Annotated in this window: 19 protein-coding genes; 2 read left to right on the top strand and 17 right to left on the bottom strand. The window is 56.9% G+C overall.

All coding sequences use genetic code 11. From position 1 onward, the window contains the following. Positions 1-43 precede the first annotated feature (43 nt). The 4 genes from trmD to ffh form a co-directional block, all read right to left on the bottom strand. The gene (trmD, locus tag AU11_RS00850; RefSeq protein WP_043315727.1) at positions 44-823 is read right to left on the bottom strand and encodes a tRNA (guanosine(37)-N1)-methyltransferase TrmD; all 780 of its coding nucleotides are present in this window, start codon (positions 821-823) and stop codon (positions 44-46) included. Continuing rightward, the gene (gene rimM, locus AU11_RS00845; protein ID WP_043315724.1) at positions 823-1,377 is read right to left on the bottom strand and encodes a ribosome maturation factor RimM; all 555 of its coding nucleotides are present in this window, start codon (positions 1,375-1,377) and stop codon (positions 823-825) included. The genes trmD and rimM overlap by 1 nt, the downstream gene beginning before the upstream one ends. Positions 1,378-1,416: 39 nt before the next feature. After that, positions 1,417-1,656, bottom strand: coding sequence for a 30S ribosomal protein S16 (gene rpsP, locus AU11_RS00840; protein WP_043315722.1), 240 nt, complete (start codon positions 1,654-1,656; stop codon positions 1,417-1,419). 220 nt (positions 1,657-1,876) lie between these two features. Next, a complete protein-coding gene (ffh, locus tag AU11_RS00835) occupies positions 1,877-3,292 on the bottom strand; it encodes a signal recognition particle protein (RefSeq protein ID WP_043315719.1) in 1,416 nt (471 codons plus the stop codon). Positions 3,293-3,468: 176 nt separating this feature from the next. Here ffh and AU11_RS00830 point away from each other — a divergent pair, with 176 nt between their 5' ends. Beyond that, the gene (locus AU11_RS00830) at positions 3,469-4,272 is read left to right on the top strand and encodes an inner membrane protein YpjD (protein WP_043315716.1); all 804 of its coding nucleotides are present in this window, start codon (positions 3,469-3,471) and stop codon (positions 4,270-4,272) included. Positions 4,273-4,376: 104 nt separating this feature from the next. Next, positions 4,377-5,645 (top strand): HlyC/CorC family transporter, encoded by a 1,269-nt coding sequence (locus AU11_RS00825; protein WP_043315713.1) that lies wholly within the window; start codon positions 4,377-4,379, stop codon positions 5,643-5,645. Positions 5,646-5,709: 64 nt separating this feature from the next. Here AU11_RS00825 and rnhB read toward each other — a convergent pair whose 3' ends face one another. The 13 genes from rnhB to pyrH all read right to left on the bottom strand — a co-directional run bounded on the left by rnhB (position 5,710) and on the right by pyrH (position 19,137). Beyond that, the gene (gene rnhB / locus AU11_RS00820; protein ID WP_043315711.1) at positions 5,710-6,321 is read right to left on the bottom strand and encodes a ribonuclease HII; all 612 of its coding nucleotides are present in this window, start codon (positions 6,319-6,321) and stop codon (positions 5,710-5,712) included. Between the two features lie 46 nt (positions 6,322-6,367). Beyond that, positions 6,368-7,495, bottom strand: a complete 1,128-nt coding sequence (gene lpxB / locus AU11_RS00815; protein ID WP_043315709.1) for a lipid-A-disaccharide synthase — start codon at positions 7,493-7,495, stop codon at positions 6,368-6,370. Positions 7,496-7,536: 41 nt separating this feature from the next. Then, positions 7,537-8,316: an acyl-ACP--UDP-N-acetylglucosamine O-acyltransferase gene (gene lpxA, locus AU11_RS00810; protein WP_043315706.1), complete on the bottom strand. Its 780-nt coding sequence runs from the start codon at positions 8,314-8,316 to the stop codon at positions 7,537-7,539. Positions 8,317-8,495: 179 nt separating this feature from the next. Further along, on the bottom strand, positions 8,496-8,933 hold the full coding sequence (gene fabZ, locus AU11_RS00805; protein WP_043315703.1) for a 3-hydroxyacyl-ACP dehydratase FabZ: 438 nt from the start codon (positions 8,931-8,933) through the stop codon (positions 8,496-8,498). Positions 8,934-9,023: 90 nt separating this feature from the next. Then, positions 9,024-10,079 carry a UDP-3-O-(3-hydroxymyristoyl)glucosamine N-acyltransferase gene (lpxD, locus tag AU11_RS00800; RefSeq protein ID WP_231491393.1) on the bottom strand — a complete coding sequence of 352 codons (1,056 nt, stop codon included), beginning with the start codon at positions 10,077-10,079 and terminating at the stop codon, positions 9,024-9,026. A 16-nt stretch (positions 10,080-10,095) separates the two neighbouring features. Then, entirely contained in the window at positions 10,096-10,611 is a 516-nt protein-coding gene (locus AU11_RS00795) for an OmpH family outer membrane protein (protein WP_043315699.1), read from the bottom strand. A 120-nt stretch (positions 10,612-10,731) separates the two neighbouring features. Beyond that, positions 10,732-13,305, bottom strand: a complete 2,574-nt coding sequence (gene bamA / locus AU11_RS00790; RefSeq protein WP_043315696.1) for an outer membrane protein assembly factor BamA — start codon at positions 13,303-13,305, stop codon at positions 10,732-10,734. A 196-nt stretch (positions 13,306-13,501) separates the two neighbouring features. Next, on the bottom strand, positions 13,502-14,860 hold the full coding sequence (gene rseP, locus AU11_RS00785; RefSeq protein WP_043315693.1) for an RIP metalloprotease RseP: 1,359 nt from the start codon (positions 14,858-14,860) through the stop codon (positions 13,502-13,504). A gap of 9 nt (positions 14,861-14,869) precedes the next feature. Continuing rightward, complete coding sequence (gene ispC / locus AU11_RS00780) at positions 14,870-16,126, bottom strand: 1-deoxy-D-xylulose-5-phosphate reductoisomerase (protein WP_197023732.1); 1,257 nt, start codon at positions 16,124-16,126, stop codon at positions 14,870-14,872. A 40-nt stretch (positions 16,127-16,166) separates the two neighbouring features. Next, positions 16,167-17,012, bottom strand: a complete 846-nt coding sequence (locus AU11_RS00775; RefSeq protein WP_043315690.1) for a phosphatidate cytidylyltransferase — start codon at positions 17,010-17,012, stop codon at positions 16,167-16,169. Between the two features lie 73 nt (positions 17,013-17,085). Further along, positions 17,086-17,847, bottom strand: coding sequence for a polyprenyl diphosphate synthase (gene uppS, locus AU11_RS00770; RefSeq protein ID WP_043315689.1), 762 nt, complete (start codon positions 17,845-17,847; stop codon positions 17,086-17,088). Continuing rightward, positions 17,847-18,404, bottom strand: coding sequence for a ribosome recycling factor (gene frr, locus AU11_RS00765; protein ID WP_043315686.1), 558 nt, complete (start codon positions 18,402-18,404; stop codon positions 17,847-17,849). Before frr ends, uppS begins: the two co-directional genes overlap by 1 nt. After that, positions 18,397-19,137, bottom strand: coding sequence for a UMP kinase (gene pyrH / locus AU11_RS00760; protein WP_043315683.1), 741 nt, complete (start codon positions 19,135-19,137; stop codon positions 18,397-18,399). The genes frr and pyrH overlap by 8 nt, the downstream gene beginning before the upstream one ends. Positions 19,138-19,545 lie beyond the last annotated feature (408 nt).

Below are 19,545 nucleotides of genomic sequence, written 5' to 3'. Positions count from 1 at the left end.
GGCTAGATGGCCGAATTACTCTCGCCTCACGGCGAATTCGACGTTATTTCTGTTCGCCGGATCCAGACTCCTGTCCAGTTTCCCGAAGGAACTCGTCCAACAGTTTCGTCTGCTCCGAGGACAGCGCTAGCGATTCCAGCAGATCCGGGCGGCGCTGCTGCGTCCGGCCCAGGGCCTGCTTGAGGCGCCAGCGGCGAATCTTCTCGTGGTTACCGGAAAGCAATACCTCCGGCACCGTCATGCCCGCAAATTCTTCCGGGCGAGTGTAGTGCGGGCAATCCAACAGTCCCTGGGCGAAGGAGTCCTCCACCGCAGACAGGTTGTGTCCGAGTGCACCGGGGATCAGACGGGTCACCGCATCCACCAGTACCATGGCAGCAAGTTCACCACCACTCAGTACGTAATCGCCTATCGACCACTCTTCATCGATCAGGGTATCGACGATACGCTCGTCAATCCCCTCATAACGGCCCGCCAGCAATACCAGATTGCCACTGCCGGAGAGCTGCTCAACGCCCTGCTGATCCAACTGCCGCCCCTGAGGGGACAGGTAGATAGATCTTGCGGGGCCGGTTTCTTCTGCCCAGTTACGCGCCTCACTCAAGGCCTGGGAAAGAGGCTCTGCCAGCATCACCATGCCGGGGCCACCGCCGTAAGGGCGGTCGTCCACGGTGCGGTGGCGGTCACTGGTGAAATCCCGAGGATTCCAGCAGCGCACTTCCAGCAAACCGTCTTTCACTGCCCGGCCACTGATACCGTAGTCGGTCAGTGCCGCGAACATCTCTGGAAAGATGCTCACCAGCGCAATGCGCTTGGCAGCCATCAGAACTCCGGATCCCAATCGACCGTGATCACACCAGTAGTGAGATCTACATTGGTGATGAATTCACCGGGAAGGTACGGAATCAGGCGCTCACGCCCGTCGCTCCCCCCACGCACCACCATCACATCGTTGGCACCGGTTTCCATCAGTCGCACCACTTCCCCGAAGGGAGTCTCACGACCTTCAAACACACTCACCACCTGCAGGCCCTGCAGCTGATGCCAGTAGTACTCACCCTCTTCCAGCTGGGGCATTTCACCACCGATAACGGCGATGTCCCGCTGGCAAAGCTGCGCGGCGATATCCCGATCGTCCACATCCTTGATATGAATGATCAAGCCCTTGCCGTGATGCTTACCAGCATCAATCTCCAGGGGCTGCCACTGGGAATCACCCTTAGCGGCGGGATTGTGCAGCCACCACTGGGAGTACTGCAGTATGTTTTCCATCGGTTCGGTATAGGAATGCACCTTGACCCAACCGCGTACGCCATACACCGAGGTAATGCGCCCTACCGTGACCAACGCTTCGCTAGTTACCGAACTTTCAGTCACAGGGACACCCCGGAATACAGCCAATCAGGGATCGAAGAATCAGGCAGATTCTTTCATCAGCTTGCTGACGCGATCAGACAGTTGCGCGCCCTGGCCTACCCAGAACTCAACGCGATCACGGTCGATGCGCAGACGCTCTTCCTGACCACGTGCAACCGGGTTGAAGAAGCCAACACGCTCAATGAAACGACCGTCGCGGGATTTGCGGCTGTCGGTCACAGTCAGGTGATAAAACGGGCGCTTCTTCGCACCGCCACGAGCCAAACGAATGGTTACCATGTAGCTATCCTGTAGTTTCAACACTAACCGGTCAGGGATTATGACCGGAACATCCCGCCTCTCGGCGGTATTTCAGACACCGCCGAGGCGGAAATCTGCTTTTAAATCAATGTTCAACGAGCCGGAGCTCGCTGAAAGGCGGCGTATTCTAATGCACGCAACCGGGTTTGTATAGCGGCGAATCCGCCGCCAGCGAGCAGATGCAACGCACCCGCTCCACTTACTTCTTCTTGAAGCCGGGAGGCAGGCCACCGGGCATCCCACCCATACCAGCACCACCCATACCACCACCCATTCCGGGCAGGCCGCCAAGGCCGCGCATCATCTTGCTCATACCACCGCCCTTGAGCTTCTTCATCATTTTGCCCATCTGCTTGTGCTGCTTGAGAAGACGATTCAGATCCTGAATCTGGGTGCCAGAGCCTGCGGTAATCCGACGTTTGCGGGAACCGCTGAGAATATCGGGATTGCGGCGCTCATCCGGCGTCATGGAGCTGATAATCGCATCCATACGGCGGAACTCCTTACCCATATCCGCCTGCTGTGCCGCCTGGGCCAGACCGCCCATACCCGGCATCTTGTCCATCAGCGCACCAAGACCGCCCATGTTCTGCATCTGTTGCAGCTGGTCGCGCAGATCTTCCAGGTCAAAACCCTTGCCCTTCTGTACCTTCTTGACGAGCTTTTCGGCCTTCGACTTATCGATGGTCTGCTCGGCCTGCTCGATCAGGGACAGGATGTCCCCCATACCGAGAATTCGGGAAGCAATACGGTCCGGATGGAAGGTTTCCAGAGCGTCGGTCTTCTCCCCGACACCGATAAACTTGATGGGTTTGCCGGTCACATGACGCACCGACAGCGCGGCACCACCACGGGCATCACCATCGGCCTTGGTCAATACCACGCCGGTCAGCGGCAAGGCATCATTAAAGGCACTGGCGGTATTCACCGCATCCTGACCGATCATGGCATCGATCACGAAGAGGGTTTCTGCGGGCTCGAGGAACTCGTGCAGCTCACGAATCTCCCCCATCAGCTCCTCGTCCACATGCAAACGACCGGCGGTATCCACGATCAGCACATCAGCAAATTGTTTGCGTGCCGCGTCCACCGCCTGGCGGGCGATCTCCACCGGCTTCTGGTCCGCCTCTGACGGCTGGAACAGTGCACCCACCTCACCGGCGAGGGTTTCCAGCTGCTTGATGGCCGCAGGGCGATACACGTCCGCACTGACCACCATCACTTTTTTCTTTTCCCGCTCCTGCAGATACTTGGCGAGCTTGGCCACGCTGGTCGTCTTACCCGCACCCTGCAGGCCAGCCATCAGGATCACTGCCGGCGGCTGCACCGCCAGGTTTAGCGGCGTAGCCGCCTCTCCCATTACCTTGACCAGTTCATCCTGTACGATTTTGACAAACTGCTGACCGGGGTTGAGCGCCTTGCTGACCTTCTGCCCCACCGCGGCGGTGCGTACCTGCTGCACAAAGGCTTTGACCACGGGCAGCGCCACGTCTGCCTCGAGCAGCGCTTTGCGCACTTCGCGCAGGGTGTCGCGGATATTGTCATCTGTCAGGCGGGCTTTACCTGTGACTTTCTTCAGTGCCGACGATAATCGGTCGCTCAGGTTATCGAACATATCACCTTCTCAAATCGTAAAAGCCGGGCTGGGGAATTCGAGCCCTATCCACACCCACTGTGGTGCCCGCCCCCAAAAACGCGGCAGTATAGCCCAGCCGGGCTTTCCAGCACAGGCGCGCTGTGACACACTGCCCGCCCGGATGAATAATGAAACTGTAAGACGGACACACCCCAATGGCGGCATTCGCCCACTGGATGGCTATCGCACTGTATATCGCTAGCACAGGTGTAGCGGCGGCTACCCTGTCGCGCCAATCGCAGTCCAACAGACAACCACTGCTGCTGGCCCTGTTTGCCTGCGCCCTGGCGGCCCACGCTATCTCCCTGAAATTCACCCTAATCACCGCAGGCGGCTTCCGCTTCGACCTGCTTGCGGTCATGTCACTGATTACCTGGTCCGTCGGCCTGCTTTTACTCTGCCTGTCACTGCGACACCGGCTGACGCTGCTGATTCTCGTCATGGCCCCTCTGGCCGCGCTGGCAGAGCTGGGGGCGATACACGCCTGGGGCGGCGCCACACCGCGCGACCAGATATCCCCGGGCATCGCCGCACACGCGTTTTTATCCATTGCGGCCTATTCGCTTCTGACTCTGGCCACGTTGCAGGCCATCTATCTGTACTGGCTCAACCAACAGTTGCACAACCACCGACCTGGTGGCATCAGCCGATTGCTTCCGCCGCTGCAAACCATGGAAAGCCTGCTGTTTGGCCTGGTGGCCTTTGGCCAGCTGTTGCTCACTGCTGCACTTGTTACCGGCACTCTGTTCATCGATGACCTTTTTGGGCAGCATCTGGTTCACAAAACTGCACTGTCGTTTCTGGCCTGGGTTCTGTACACCATTCTGCTTTGGGGACACTGGAAAAAAGGCTGGCGCGGCAATACCGCCGTACGCTGGACACTATCCGCCTTCGCCATTCTGATGCTGGCTTTTTTTGGCAGTAAGCTGGCTTTGGAAGTCATCTTTCCCAAACAGTAGCACGCGCGTATCAATGCACCGCTGGGCCGCAGCCAAATCACGAAAGTTGCGAGCTCAGCCGTTCTGATCCAATATCGCCCTATCCAAATAGAAAGAGCTCTCCCTTGAACGATCTGCCTCCCGGCCTGCTATTTGCGTTGATAGGCCTGCTGATAGTTATTTCTGCGTTTTTCTCCAGCTCCGAAACCAGCATGATGGCGCTGAACCGCTATCGCCTGCGCCACCAGGCCAAAACCGGCCACCGCGGTGCCAAGCGGGCCATGGAGCTGCTTGCGCGCCCAGACAAACTGATCGGCGTCATCCTGATTGGTAATAACATTGTCAACATCCTGGCCTCGGTGATTGCCGGAGCGGTGTTCACCCGACTCTATGGTGAGGCTGGAGTGTGGTACGCCACCGCGGCACTCACGCTTGTTGTACTGATTTTTGCGGAAATCACCCCAAAAACCATCGCCGCACTGCACCCGGAAAAAATCGCCTTTCCCGCCAGTGTGGTACTGCGCCCCTTACTGTGGCTACTTACCCCCTTTGTGCGACTGATCGGGGGTATCTCCAACGGCCTGGCGCGACTCGTCGGAGTACAGGCAGACAAGGAAGCTGAAGCGGAGCATCTGGCTCCGGAAGAGCTGCGCTCCGTTGTTTTTGAATCCGGTGCCCTGCTGCCGACCAAGCACAAAGGGATGCTGCTGAACGTACTGGACCTGGACCAGGCCACAGTGGAAGACATCATGATTCCGCGCAACGAGGTCATCGGCGTAGACCTGGACAACAGTGCCGAGGCGATTCTGCAGCAATTGGCAGAAAGCAGCTACACCCGGCTGCCGGTCTACCGCGGGGACATCAACCACGTCGTCGGTATATTACACCTGCGCCGCGCCGCACAAATCCTGCGCGACGGACCCGATACACTGACCGCCGAAACCCTGAAATCACACCTGAACGAACCCTACTTCGTCCCGGAAGCCACACCCTTGCCTACCCTGCTGATGAATTTTCAACAGAAGAAACGGCGCATGGGACTGGTGGTGGACGAGTACGGCGAGGTGATGGGGATTGTGACCCTGGAAGATCTGCTGGAAGAAATTGTCGGCGACTTTACCGCAAGCCCGGTACCCAGTGACGATGAAGAAATCATCGAGCAGGACAACGGCTGGTATCTGGTTGACGGTGGCACTTCCATTCGCGAGATCAACCGCACCCTGCACTGGGACCTGCCCACCGATGGCCCGAAAACATTTAACGGGCTGATCATGGAACACCTGGAAAGCATCCCGGAGGGTAATATCAGCCTGTATATCCAGGACTACCTGATCGAGATTGTGGAAGTCTCAGACAAGATGATTACCAGCGCCCGCGTGAAAAAAGCAGGTTAAACCGTGGTGGTCCGTGCGGACAGCTGCCAACTGCTTCCACGAGCCGCCAACACCACGTAGCGCTCTAGATCAGCGCCAGCTGCCGCTTTACTGGTGCGAAGCTCTTGCGGTGTACTGGGGTCGCCCCCAAACGCTCAAGCGCATCCATATGCGCCCTGGTGGGATACCCTTTATGTCCCGCCAAGCCATAGCCCGGATAGACAGCATCCAACGCGACCATTTCCCGATCCCGAGTGACCTTCGCCAGAATGGAGGCCGCCGCGATGGCGGCGACCCGATCATCACCTTTCACCACCGTATCGCATTCGTACCGCCACTGGGGCTTGCGATTGCCATCCACAAGCACAAACTCCGGCTGCACCGATAGCTGCTCTACCGCCCGCTTCATCGCCAGCAGGCTCGCATGAAGAATATTGAGCTGATCAATCTCCTCAACCGTGGCCCGAGCAATAGCAAAACTCAATGCTTTTGCCCGAATCTCATCAAACAGGATTTCGCGTTTTTTTTCACTGAGCTTTTTCGAATCCGCCAAACCTTCAATCGGGCTACCCGGGTCGAGAATTACCGCGGAGGCAACCACATCGCCAGCAAGAGGACCGCGGCCCACTTCATCAACCCCCGCCAGCAATGACCCGGTATAAGAACAGATATAGGGAGGCAATGACGACTTTGGCATATCAGATAAAAGATCAATTGATAGGTGGTAGAGGCTGGGAGTCGGGCTACCTGGACAGCAGCGCGCACACTGCGTCTGCGGCCTTGTCTGAAGCGTTGCGGCGCAGCTCCTGGTGCATCTCGCTGAACTCACGACGCAATTGGTCTCCCAGCAGCGGATCGTGGAAGTAATTCAGCAGCGCCGCACCGAGCGTTTCGGGGGTTGCATCGTCCTGAAGAATTTCCGGCACCAGCTCTTTTTGGGCGAGCAGGTTGGGTAGAGAAACCCAGGGTGTGTGCAGCATGCGCGAGAAAATAGCATAGGAAAGTGCCGCCATTTTGTACGCCACGACCATGGGCTTGTTCATCAACATGGTTTCCAGCGTGGCAGTCCCGGAGGCAATCAACACCGCATCCGCCGCTGCCAGGGCTTGCTGGGAGTTCCCATCCAGAATGGTCAGCGACAGCTCTTGCAGGGCTGGTGTCTGAGCGAGCTGCTGCTCCAGTTGATCCCGACGCTCGGGGCTCGCCGCCGGAAGGACAAACTTGAGCCCCGGCCGCCGCTGCTGACACCAGAGTGCCGCCTGCATGAACAAGGGCCCCAGCAAGCGCACCTCCCCACCACGACTACCGGGCAAGAGCGCGATAACCTCATCCTGCTGAGTCAATCCCAGGGCACGGCGAGCACCTGCGACGTCCACATCCAGCGGAATTTCATCGGCCAATGGATGGCCGACAAAGGTCACCGGCACCTGGTGCTCGCGATAAAAATCGGCCTCGAACGGCAACAGCGTCAGCATATGGTCCACCGCCCGGGCAATCTTCTTGATTCGCCCGCGGCGCCAAGCCCAGACCGAAGGGCTCACATAGTGCACCGTAGGAATTCCCGCAGAGCGCAGCGCCTCTTCCAAACCAAGATTAAAGTCGGGGGAGTCTATGCCGATAAAAACATCTGGCGGATTGGCAATAAAATGTTCGCGCAGAGTGCGACGAATTTTCAGCAGTTCAGGTAATCGCTTCAGCGGCTCGACCAGCCCCATGACGGAAAGGCGCTCCATGGGGAATAGCGATTCCGCACCCAGGGCAAGCATACGAGACCCGGCGATACCAACCACCTCAACGGTGCGAAATCGCTGTTGCAGGGCCTCAATCAGTCCGGCACCCAGGATGTCACCAGAGGCCTCGCCGGCCAACATGCCTACCCGTATGGTCCGGTTTGAATCCAGTGAAGTACCGCTCAACGCACGATTCCGCGTGTCGAGTTTTGCAGCGAATCAATCCACGGCTGGATGACCTCGGACTCCTGTCGCAATTGTGCCAGGGACTCCAGCGCTTCATCCGCGGTCAATCCGCGGCGATACACAATTTTGTAAGCCTTGTTGATCAGGGAAATTTCCTCGCGAGAAAAACCCCGACGGCGCAGCCCTTCCGCATTGATGGTTTTGGCTTCCGCCGGATTACCCGCCACCATCACATAGGCAGGGACATCCTTGCCGATCCCCGCCCCCATACCGGTAAAGGCGTGCTCGCCAATCGTGCAGTGCTGATGCACCAGGGTGTACCCGCTGAGTATTGCCCAGTCGCGCACGTAGACGTGGCCCGCCAGAGCGACGTTATTGACGAGAATGGTGTGATTACCAATGACACTGTCATGACCGATATGGGCATACGCCATCAGCAGATTATCGTTGCCGATGGTCGTCTCGCCCCGGTCCTGGACGGTGCCGCGGTGAATGGTGACCCCTTCACGGATCACATTGTCATCACCAATCACCAGCGTGGTGGGCTCCCCCTGATATTTTTTATCCGGGGTATCCTGACCAACGGTTGCGAACTGATAGATATGATTGTTCTTGCCGAGCTTGGTTGGCCCACTCAGCACCACATGAGACGCGATCTGGCACCCATCGCCAATTTCCACACCAGGCCCCACAATACTGTACGGGCCAATCTGCACCCCATCACCGATAACTGCCGAATCGTCGACAATCGCGGTCGGATGAATACTGGTCTGCATGCTGTGGCTATCTCCTCACCGGCTCGATGGTTGATCGGCTATCAGCGAGGTACCTCCTCGCCATGGCGCCAGAAACGACGACAATACTTTACCCGCGAATCGCGAATATAAAAAACAATTTGGTCACACTGACAGGAGGATGGGCCCCATCAGACCATGCAACCGGCACGCAACCGGTCTTAGATTTTCTTGACCGCACACAGGATGTCAGCAGAAGCGGCCAGACTCCCATCTACGGTTGCCTTTCCGGCAAACTTCCAGATGCCTCGACGCTCCGAAACAACTTCGGATTCCAATTGCAGGCAATCACCGGGAACTACCTGACGCTTGAAGCGCACATTGTCGATACCCGCAAACAAATACAGGTACCCGTCTTCCGGCTTTTGTCCCAGCGTCTTGAATCCAAGAATGCCCGACACCTGCGCCAGGGCCTCCACGATCATTACACCCGGAAAGATCGGCACTTCGGGAAAGTGGCCATTGAACACCTCTTCATTGATCGAGATATTCTTGTAACCCCTGATCGATTTGCCCTCTTCCAGCTCAACCACCCGATCCACCAAAAGGAAAGGATAGCGGTGTGGAAGGTATTGACGAATTTCCTGTACGTCCATCATGACGATTTGTCCCCAGAAACCACTTCGGGGCGTTGAACGCCCCGAACTTTCGATTAAATCTTGTATCTGCAATCAATGAAGCAGGTCTATCTATTCCGGTGCCTGCTGTTGCTTGAACGCAGACTCCAGCGCTTTGAGACGCCGGGCCATCTGATCCAGCTGGCCGTAACGCACGGCATTGCGGCGCCAGCTACGGCTCTCCATAAAGGGCACTCCGCTAGAGTAGGAGCCGGCCTCTTCGATGGATTTGGTAACCAGGGTACGCGCAGTGACATGGCTGCGATCTGCAATGGTGACGTGGCCAACAATGCCCGCACCGCCCGCAATGGTGCAGTGCCTGCCGATAACCGCACTACCCGCCACCGCAGAGCAGGCTGCCATGGCTGAGTAGTCACCAATCTGCACATTGTGCGCGATTTGCACCATATTGTCGATCTTCACCCCGCGTCCGATAACCGTATTGCCAAGTGCACCACGGTCAATACAGGTGCAGGAGCCGATCTCCACCTCGTCCCCAATCTCTACACCACCTAGCTGGTGGATTTTGGTCCACTGCCCCTGAGCCGGTGCAAAGCCAAACCCGTCGGCGCCAATGACCGTATTGCTATGTACCGTGCAATCCGCACCAATTGAGCAACCGTGGTAGACCACCACATTAGGGAACAGGCGGGTACGGGGGCCAATTTCACTGCCCTCTCCTACCACACAACCGGATCCGATAATGGCACCCTGCCCGACTCTGGCGTGCGCTTCAACCACAACCCCTGGGCCGACACTGGCATCCGCAGCGACATCTGCACTGGCATGGATTGTGGCTGAAGGATCAATCCCCGACGCCGGGGTCGGTGTGCGATCGTAAATAGCGGTTGCCTTGGCGAAGGCAAGATAGGGATTGGGAACGATCAGAGCTGTGCCGGGACAGGCTTCCACATCCTCAGCAGAAACCAATACCGCACATGCATTGGTTGCAGCCAGAAAGCGGCGATAATTCGCACTGGCGAGAAAGCTGACCTCGCTATTCACCGCATCCTGTAACGTATTGAGGCCAGTCGGCACCTGATCGCCGCTGGCCCCAACCGCAAGGCGCAACTCTGCACCCAGCTCTTCAGCCAACTGCGCCAGCGTTGGCTGTGCATTTTTCATCATGGTCGTGCTGTCGAAATTACTTGGCCGCGTTCAGGCGTTTGACCAGCTCTTCGGTCAGATTGGCCGTTTTACCCGCATAGACAGCAGCACTGGCATCCAACACCAGGTCGAGCTTCTGCTCCTTGATCACCTCTTCCAATGCGGCCTTGGCTTTCGGCAGCAGGTCTTTCTGCAGGTCTTGCACCGCCTGACCTTCCATCGCACGCAGCTTTTTAACCGTTGTTTCAAAGTCAGAGCGTTTAAAGTTGATCTTGCGCTGCTGCTCCGCCTTCTTCTCTTCAGACCAGGTCACGCCATTCTTCTGCGCGTCTTCGGCCATCTTCTGCACTTCCGCACGGATACTCTCGGCACTGTTCTGCAACTGGGAGTATTCGGAGCTGGTCTTCAGAGCATTGATCTTGGAGGTCGCCTTCTCAGTGCTCATAATCGCAGCCTGGATATTTACTACGGCCACCTTTGACTGTGCGCTCGCGGTTCCCGCAAACAGCAGGCCAGCCAGCAGAATCGCACTTACTTTCACAAATTTGAACACTTTTTATTCTCCGTATTTCTGTAAATTTACGGCCGCTTCCACAGAGGCCGCTTCATCTGGAAGGCCACCGCTCGCCGCTAGGAGTGAACCCTAAACAGTTGCGGCGGCAATTTCCAGTGGTCAGAAGCTATTACCCAGTGAGAACTGGAATACTTCGATCTCGTCGTCCTCATTTTCCTGCAGGGCTTTGGACAGGCTGAAGGTCAGCGGGCCAAACCCGGTAATCCAGGTCAGGCCGATGCCCGCGGAAACGTTGATATGATCGATATCGATGTCGTAACAATTGAGCTGGGAGACACCGCAATTGGTGCTGAAAACATTACCCGCATCGATAAAGAAGGCAGATTGCATGGACCGCTGATCCTTCACGAAAGGAATCGGGAAGATGATTTCTGCACTTCCCTCCACCAGGATATTGCCACCGAATGGATCGGGGCGGCGGCTGCTGACCGGTGTGGTTTCCAGCTCGCCCGTCGCGTCGTCCAGAACATAGCAGTATTCGGTGATGTCGCCTTCCGCATCCACCGCACAGGGCGTGGTGCGATAATTCACTGCCGGGGTTGAACGCGGGCCCAGTGTGTTTCGCTCGAAGCCGCGCACGGAGCCAAAGCCACCGGCGTAGAAGTTCTCGAAGAACGGCAGCTCGTCGGTTTCACCGTAGCCTTCGGCATAGCCCAAACGAGTGCGCAGACGCAGGGTCAAGTCTTTGGTCAATGGACGGAAATACTGCCCGGTATAAATAAATTTGTAATATTCGAGATCACCACCAGGCAGGGCAATCTCGATAGAGGCGCGCTGTGACGCACCGCGGGTGGCGAGAATGCCCCGGTTCAGAGTGGAACGGGCGTAAGAGGTCGTCAGGGACCAGGAATCAAATTCATCGCCATACAGATCAACGAAGCCATCCGGGTTAGTGTTCAGCAACCCGGTATCCACGGGCATACTGAGGTCCAGCGCAATACCGTCCTCGACAGCCATCTCAAGCTCTTCGAGAATATCCGCTTCGTCGTCGGAATTGATTTCTCCATTCACCCCACTGATCGGCACAGGGCTGTCTTTGATCTCCTGGACAGAGCTACTATGGGTGCTCAACTCCAGGTGATTGAAACCGATATTCAGACCGATGCGCGAAATTTCAGAAATCGGGTAACCAAAGCTCAACCCGGCACCGTAAGTGGTGGTGTTATAGCTGGACAGGTTGATCTCGGAATAATCGCGCTCCTGATAGAACACGTTGAAACCACGACTGACACCGTCTGGCGTGAAATACGGATCGGTATAGGAGAAGTTAAGTACCGTCTGATAGGTAGAGGTGTTGACCGCAAAACCCACAGACTTACCGGTGCCCAGCCAGTTATTTTCCTGCACGTTGGCACCCAGCACCAGGCCACTGCCCTGCGCGTAACCTACGGTACCACCGATGGTACCGGAAGGCTGCTCTTCTACGGTGTACTCCACATCGATCTGGTCGGATGTGCCGGGAACCTCAGTGGTTTCCACCTGCACTTCCTTGAAGTAACCCAGACGTTCCAGGCGCACCTTGGACTGTTCGATACGGGCGGAGGATGCGGAGGCGGATTCCATCTGACGCATCTCGCGACGCAACACGTCATCAGAGGTACGGGTATTGCCACGAAAATTGATCCGGCGCACGTAGGCGCGCTTACCAGGATCGATAAAGAAGGTCACCTTTACGGTTTTATCTTCCTCATTGGCCTCCGGAATGCCATTCACTTCAGCGAAGGTATAACCCTCGTTACCCAGGCGCTTGGTGATGTAATCGGACGTCGTGGTCATCAGTACCTGAGAGAAAGTCTGCCCCTTCCGCACCAGCAGCAGGCGACGGATTTCCTCTTCCGACACAACCGGGTCACCCGCAAGTTCCACTTCAGAAACGGAGTAAACATCGCCCTCACTGATATTGACCGTAATAAAAACGCTCTGCTTATCAGGGCTCAGAGAGACTTGCGTGGAATCGATTTTGAATTCGAGATAACCGCGGTCGAGGTAGTATGACTCGAGCCGCTCCAGGTCACCGGTCAGCTTCTCGCGGGAGTACTTGTCATCACTGTTAAGCCAGGACAACCAACCGGTGGTCTGCAGTTCAAATATTTCCGCCAGTTCATCATCGGAAAACGCCTGGTTGCCGACGATATTGATATGTTTGATGGCAGCAACAGAGCCTTCATCCACCACCACCTTCAGCTCCACCTGGTTGCGTGGCAGCTCTTTCACTTCGGTGGTGACACTGGCGCCATAGCGGCCCTGAGCCACATACTGGCGCTGCAACTCCTGCGCCAGACCTTCGAGGGTCGCGCGCTTGAAAATCTGCCCTTCCGCCAGACCGTTATCATTCATGCCCTTGAGCAGATCTTCGGTCTTGATAGCCTTGTTACCGGTAATCTCGATCTTGGAGATTGCCGGGCGCTCGCGTACCGTGATTACCAGGACGCCATTTTCACGGCCGATCTGAATATCCTGGAAATATCCGGTGCGGAACAGGGCGCGGGTAGCACTCTGAATTTCGACACTTTCAATCTGGTCGCCAACCCGAACAGGCAACGCGGCAAAAACCGAACCGGCGGAAACACGCTGAAGCCCCTCAACGCGAATATCGTTGACCACAAACGATTGCGCGTATGCGGCAATAGGCATTGCCAGACCGAGGCTCGCCGCCTTCAGGAAATCTTTCATCTACTAATTCCGAGTGTTTATTCGCAATTCCATCAGGGCAATATGCCCGACATCACAGAGGCGCAGGCCCCGTCGACCCCAACCGAGCAGGCCTGGCCAGCACGATCGAAGCAACCGCCGCCCTCGTTACAGAGCCCTCAATCAGGAACCCTTGATTTCAACAAAATGTAGGACAGAGAGCGCGGGTAAAAATTCATTAAAGGCGCAGAATATCGTTGTACAGCGCCAGTGCCATAATTCCCAGCACCATGGCCATACCCACCTGCAACCCAATCATCTGCACTTTTTCAGATACCGGGGAACCCTTTATCGCTTCAATACCGTAGTAAAGGAGATGACCGCCGTCGAGTACGGGAATTGGCAAGAGGTTCAACACACCAAGACTGATACTCAGGAGTGCCAGCAATGACAGGAATGACTGCCAGCCCGCATCCGCCGAAGTGCCGGCAACTTTAGCAATGGTGATAGGGCCACTCAAGTTGCGGGTCGAGATCTCTCCAAACAGCAGTTTTTTGAGGCTGTTAAGGGTAAATACCGTCTTGCTCCAGGTCTCTTCCAACCCCTTGCTGAAGGCGCCCATCACCCCGTAGTGATAGCGGCGCACCTTGTCCTCGGGCCAGGATGCAGCAACCGGCAGTACACCGATACGACCGATTTTCTCTCCGCTGTCGAGGGTTACCAGATCCGGGGTAATCGTGACCGACTGCTCCGCCCCATCCCGGAGTACGGTAACCTGCACGGCCTGGTCGGGATGCGCTTTGATATAGCTGGTCCACTGATCCCAGTCGCGGTAGTCGCGGCCATCGGTGGCGATGATTTCATCACCGGCCTTGAGACCACCTTTCGCTGCGGGACTGTCATCTACCACCTGAGCCAGCGTCATGCTGATCTTCGGGATCCACAGTTTGACACCAATCTCGTCCAGCGGATCAGGAACTTCCTGCCCCGCCAGCCAGCGGTCAATATCCGCGTACATATGGTATTCGAGGGTCGAGTCCGGGTATCGCACGGAAAATTTTATATGCCCTGTGTCCCCCAGTCGGTTGGCCAGGCGCCAGTTGAGCGCCTGCCAGGTGGGCGTGGGTTGATCGTCCACAGCAATGATTTCCTGCCCGGCCTCCAGGCCGGCATAGGCAGCAATACTGCGCGGCTCCACCTGATCCACGATAGGCACCGGGCCGGAGGTCCCCCCCATAAACACCCCCCAGAAAAGGGCGATGGCCAAAAGGAAATTGAATACTGGACCGGCAGCGGCGATTGCCATTCGCTGCCAGACATTTTTGCGGTTGAAGGCACCATCCAGCTCCTCTGGCGCTACAGTGCCTTCACGTTCATCGAGGAATTTGACGTAGCCACCGAGCGGAATAGCTGACACAGTAAACTCTGTGCCGTGGCGATCGTACCGGGATACCAGACGCTTGCCGAAACCGACGGAAAAGCGCAACACTTTCACTCCACACCAGCGCGCCACAATAAAGTGACCGAACTCATGGAAGCTCACCAGTACGCCGAGGGCAACCAGGGCCCAGGCTGCAGTTTGAAGAAAATCTAGCATGGGGTCAGTTTACATTGATCTCGTTTGCGGGCGCTGTCCGTCGTCACTGTTATCGCCGACGCCACCGTCGTGGACGCCGCACAGCTCACTCAGTACTTCTTGAGCCCGCGCACGCGCTTCCCGATCAGCCCGTTCGACTACCTCCAGATCCGCCAGTTCAACGCGATTGGTGGAATCCATGACCTTTTCGATCAGCCCGGCAATTCCGGTGAATGGCAGCCTACCCTCAAGAAATGCTGCGACGGCCACTTCATTGGCCGCATTGAGCACCGTGGGTGCACTGCCACCCTGCTCCATGGCTTCCCGCGCCAGGCGCAGGCAAGGAAACCGGGTCTCATCCGGCGCTTCAAAATCCAGGCGTCCGGCAGCGATCAAATCCAGGGCACTCACGCCACTATCAATTCGCTGAGGAAAAGCCAAAGCATGCGCGATTGGCGTCCGCATGTCCGGGTTCCCCATCTGCGCCAACAGGGAGCCATCCCGGTACTGCACCATGGAGTGCACGATGCTCTGCGGGTGGACCACCACTTGGATATCCGCAGGCGCCGCGTGAAAAAGGTAGCAAGCCTCGATAAATTCCAGCCCTTTATTCATCATGGTTGCGGAATCCACGGAGATTTTACGCCCCATGGACCAGTTGGGATGATTACACGCTTCATCCGGCGTTACGCGGTGTAAAGATTCCGGGTCTGCGGTGCGGAAAGGCCCCCCGGAACCGGTGAGCAGTATCCGCTCAACACCCGCTTCGACCAGGTTGTCACAAGGGTACGGCAGGCACTGGAAAATGGCATTGTGCTCGCTATCGATGGGCAACAGTGAAGCATCGCTTTGCGCCAGAGCCGACATAAATAACGGCCCAGCCATTACCAGCGACTCCTTGTTCGCCAACAGCACTTTTTTACCTGCCTGAACCGCCGCCAGCGTCGGTTTCAACCCGGCCGCTCCCACGATTGCAGCCATGACAATGCTTACCTCGGGGGCGGACGCCACCTGACAAAGCCCTTCGACACCACTCAAAACTTCAGTGACCAACCCCTCGGCGGCAAAGTCACGACGCAGCTGCGCTGCTTTCTCAGCCTCCAGAACCACAGCATAACGGGGCCTGAAGCGGCGACATTGCTGCGCAAGTTCTGCCACCCGCTCACGGGCGGTTAACGCAAATACGGAGTAATCCTGAGGGTGGCGGGCGAGTACATCCAAGGTACTCACCCCGATGGAACCGGTGGACCCGAGCACACAGACAGGTTGTGGGGTCATGGTTTGCATGAAATCGAAATACCTCTGCGCCCAAATCAACTAAAAGAGATTAAAGATATTTGGGCAATTCACTGGCAAGTGCCGCCATAGTAAATACCGGCAGCGCCGCAGTAAGACTGTCCAGGCGATCGAGAATACCGCCGTGGCCCGGCAAAATCCGGCTACTGTCTTTGATCCCACGGTGGCGCTTGAACATGCTCTCCACCAGGTCGCCAATCACCGATGCCAGGGCGGTCACCAGGACACCGATGGTAAACAGGATCGTATTTTTGGTGGGCAGATCAAACGCGGCAGACACACCCAGAGCCAGAACCAGACAAGCAGCCAGCCCACCGAAAAAACCCTCCCAGGACTTACCCGGGCTGACTTCCCGTGCCAGCTTGTGCTTGCCGAATTTGCGCCCGACAAAATAAGCGCCTACATCAGCGGCCACCACAACGGCGACCACAAACAGCACCAGCCAGGCGCCGTGTTCCTGCCCCTGCAGAATAACCACAGACAACCACGCGGGCACTAGAACCACCAGGCCAATCAACCCGCGCGCCCAACGATTCCCCCACAACATGGCACTGGCGGGATAGCCCTGCACCCACAGGAAGGCCAACGCCCACCATCCGCAGGCCACCGCGAGGATCTGACGTGCCCGATCGGTATCCGGAGAGGAAAAGTCAAAATTGAACACATAGCTGGCAGTGGCGATCAACGCGGTGCCCAGCGCGGCGAGAAATACAAAACGTAAAGCACGGTTCAGGTTGGAAAGGTTAGCCCACTCCCAACCACCCAGCAGAATGACCCCCGCAATCACGATGGAAAACCACTGAAGGGGCACGAAGAACAGCAACCCCAGGAAAAGAGCCACCAACACCAGCGCGGTAATTATTCTTTGTTTTAGCACCGTTAAACCCTTAAAAACCTTTAACTATTATCATTCGGTAATCTGTGCTCACCAGCCTGGCAGGTCTGGCATTTCAGGCCTGAGCCTCCAGGCCATCCTCTTTACGCCCACCGTAACGTCTATCGCGCAGCCGAAAAGCCTCCAGCGCCAGATCCAGCGCAGGCACATCAAAATCGGGCCACAGCGTATCCGTGAAATAGAATTCGCTATAGGCAGTCTGCCACAGAACAAAATTGCTGATTCGCTGCTCCCCACTGGAGCGAATCAGTAAATCCACCGGCGGCAGGTCTGCCAACTGAATATGCGCACCCAAAGCTTCCTCGTCGATGGAGTCCGCAGAGCGCAGGCCACTGGCCACCTCTTCTGCAACTGCGCGCGCAGCTTGCGCAATATCCCACCGGCCACCGTAATCGGCGGCAATCACCAGTGTCCCGTGTTGGCCATCGCGGGTCATGGCCTCAGCCTCAATAATGGCGCGCTGCACCCGCGAAGAGAATCGGTCGCGACGACCGATCACGCGCAACCGAACCCCCTGCTCCTGCATGCGCCGCGCTTCCCGGCGTAAATAGGAGTGGAACAGGCTCATCAACAGCTCCACCTCTTTGGGAGGTCGCTGCCAGTTCTCACTGGAGAAGGCGAAAAGAGTCAGAACCTCGATCTGGCGCTCCTTGCACGCTTCAATCAGATCTCTGATTCGCTCCACGCCCGCCTTGTGGCCGGCAGATGGTGACAGCCCACGACGCGCAGCCCAGCGTCCATTCCCATCCATAATGATGGCGACATGTCGCGGCCCCGCCTGCTTGTGCGCTGTCGCACCAGTACCGCCAGAAGACATCAGATTTCCATCAGGTCTTTTTCTTTTGCCGCCAGCGCCTTTTCCACCTCGGCAATGTATTTGTCGGTCAGTTTCTGGATCTCGTCCGCTGCACGACGCTCGTCGTCTTCGGAGATTTCCTTGTCCTTAACCAGCGCCTTCACTTCCGCCAGCGCATCGCGACGGTTGTTACGGATGGAGACCCGCGCACTTTCCGCTTCGCCTTTGGCCTGCTTGATGAAATTCTTACGGGTTTCCTCGGTCAGCATCGGCATCGGAATACGGATAACCGCGCCCGCTGTGCTGGGGTTGAGCCCCAGGTCGGATTTCATGATGGCCTTTTCGATTTCCGGCACCAGGTTTTTTTCCCAGGGGGAAACGGACAGGGTACGCGCATCTTCCACGGTCACATTCGCCACCTGAGACAGTGGCGTATCAGAACCGTAGTACGACACCTGAATACCATCCAGAATGCTCGGGTGGGCGCGGCCGGTACGGATTTTATTGAAGTTGGTGCCCAGCGCATCGATCGCTTTGCCCATGCGCGCTTCGGCTTGCTTTTTGATATCGTTAATCACGATTCACTTCCTCTTCGATCAGTGTGCCCTCTTCACCACCCACAACTATATTGAGTAGTGCGCCGGTCTTATCCATGCGGAATACCCGCACAGGCATATTGTGTTCGCGGCAGAGGCAGATTGCGGTTAAATCCATTACACCGAGTTTCTTGTCCAGAACCTCGTCGTAAGTAAGTTGGTCGTAGCGGGTGGCGTCAGGCACCAGTTTCGGGTCCGCGGAGTAAACGCCATCGACTTTGGTGGCCTTCAGCACCATTTCCGCCTCGATCTCGATACCGCGCAGACAGGCAGCGGAATCGGTGGTGAAGAAGGGGTTGCCGGTGCCGGCGGCAAAAATAAGCACTTCACCGCGCTCCAGGTAACGGATGGCGGCGCGGCGGTCGTAGTGGTCCACGATACCGCTCATCTGAATGGCAGACATGACGCGGGAGGAAATATTGGAGCGCTCCAGGGCATCACGCAGAGCCAGCGCGTTCATTACCGTAGCCAGCATACCCATATGGTCACCGGTTACCCGGTCGAGGCCTGCAGCGTTCAGCGCGGCGCCACGAAACAGGTTTCCGCCGCCGACCACCAGTCCAACCTGAACACCAATACCCACCAGCTGGCCGATCTCCAGGGCCATTTTGTCGAGCACTTTGGGGCTGATACCAAACCCCTGTTCGCCCATCAGCTCTTCGCCGCTGAGCTTTAACAGGATTCGCTTGTACTTGCGGTCTTTAATACCTGGCATCCCTTATTCCTCAACTGTTACGGGCTAAATTCTCTGTTGAGACGCAACCGGCGTTCCGGGTCGCGCCCGCCGAACATTACAACAAATTCGGCGCTTTACCTATGGCTATACCGATCTGGCCTGGTTCAAAGTGCGGGATAGCCTCACCCGCCCCCAATTTCGCTCAAATATCGAGCAGAAAATCCCTGGTGGCCCATGCGGAAAGTCCGGTAACTAAGGAGCACAGCCAAAGTATTCAGATCAAGGCGAGAGAGCGCAGGAATAGTGGTTCTATTTCAAGCTTTCTCAACGCAGAGCTGGACGCTTTGGTGAAGCGAACAGTTACACGACTTTCCGCATGGGCCACTAGGCGCCAGATACAACAGCGGGGCGCCCCGGACGTATTCTAATGAACACACCGGGTGCACC

It is taken from the genome of Microbulbifer sp. HZ11 (assembly GCF_000708675.1).
Classification (GTDB): domain Bacteria; phylum Pseudomonadota; class Gammaproteobacteria; order Pseudomonadales; family Cellvibrionaceae; genus Microbulbifer.
This window is presented reverse-complemented; position numbering and strand designations above follow the sequence as displayed.

What these genes read in the sequence shown, in the direction of transcription:
- trmD (WP_043315727.1), bottom strand. Translation starts at nt 823, where the DNA reads ATGGCTGCCAAGCGCATTGCGCTGGTGAGCATCTTTCCAGAGATGTTC.
- rpsP (WP_043315722.1), bottom strand. Translation starts at nt 1,656, where the DNA reads ATGGTAACCATTCGTTTGGCTCGTGGCGGTGCGAAGAAGCGCCCGTTT.
- ffh (WP_043315719.1), bottom strand. Translation starts at nt 3,292, where the DNA reads ATGTTCGATAACCTGAGCGACCGATTATCGTCGGCACTGAAGAAAGTC.
- AU11_RS00830 (WP_043315716.1), top strand. Translation starts at nt 3,469, where the DNA reads ATGGCGGCATTCGCCCACTGGATGGCTATCGCACTGTATATCGCTAGC.
- rnhB (WP_043315711.1), bottom strand. Translation starts at nt 6,321, where the DNA reads ATGCCAAAGTCGTCATTGCCTCCCTATATCTGTTCTTATACCGGGTCA.
- lpxB (WP_043315709.1), bottom strand. Translation starts at nt 7,495, where the DNA reads ATGTTGGCCGGCGAGGCCTCTGGTGACATCCTGGGTGCCGGACTGATT.
- lpxA (WP_043315706.1), bottom strand. Translation starts at nt 8,316, where the DNA reads ATGCAGACCAGTATTCATCCGACCGCGATTGTCGACGATTCGGCAGTT.
- fabZ (WP_043315703.1), bottom strand. Translation starts at nt 8,933, where the DNA reads ATGATGGACGTACAGGAAATTCGTCAATACCTTCCACACCGCTATCCT.
- lpxD (WP_231491393.1), bottom strand. Translation starts at nt 10,079, where the DNA reads ATGATGAAAAATGCACAGCCAACGCTGGCGCAGTTGGCTGAAGAGCTG.
- bamA (WP_043315696.1), bottom strand. Translation starts at nt 13,305, where the DNA reads ATGAAAGATTTCCTGAAGGCGGCGAGCCTCGGTCTGGCAATGCCTATT.
- rseP (WP_043315693.1), bottom strand. Translation starts at nt 14,860, where the DNA reads ATGCTAGATTTTCTTCAAACTGCAGCCTGGGCCCTGGTTGCCCTCGGC.
- ispC (WP_197023732.1), bottom strand. Translation starts at nt 16,126, where the DNA reads ATGCAAACCATGACCCCACAACCTGTCTGTGTGCTCGGGTCCACCGGT.
- uppS (WP_043315689.1), bottom strand. Translation starts at nt 17,847, where the DNA reads ATGTCTTCTGGCGGTACTGGTGCGACAGCGCACAAGCAGGCGGGGCCG.
- pyrH (WP_043315683.1), bottom strand. Translation starts at nt 19,137, where the DNA reads ATGCCAGGTATTAAAGACCGCAAGTACAAGCGAATCCTGTTAAAGCTC.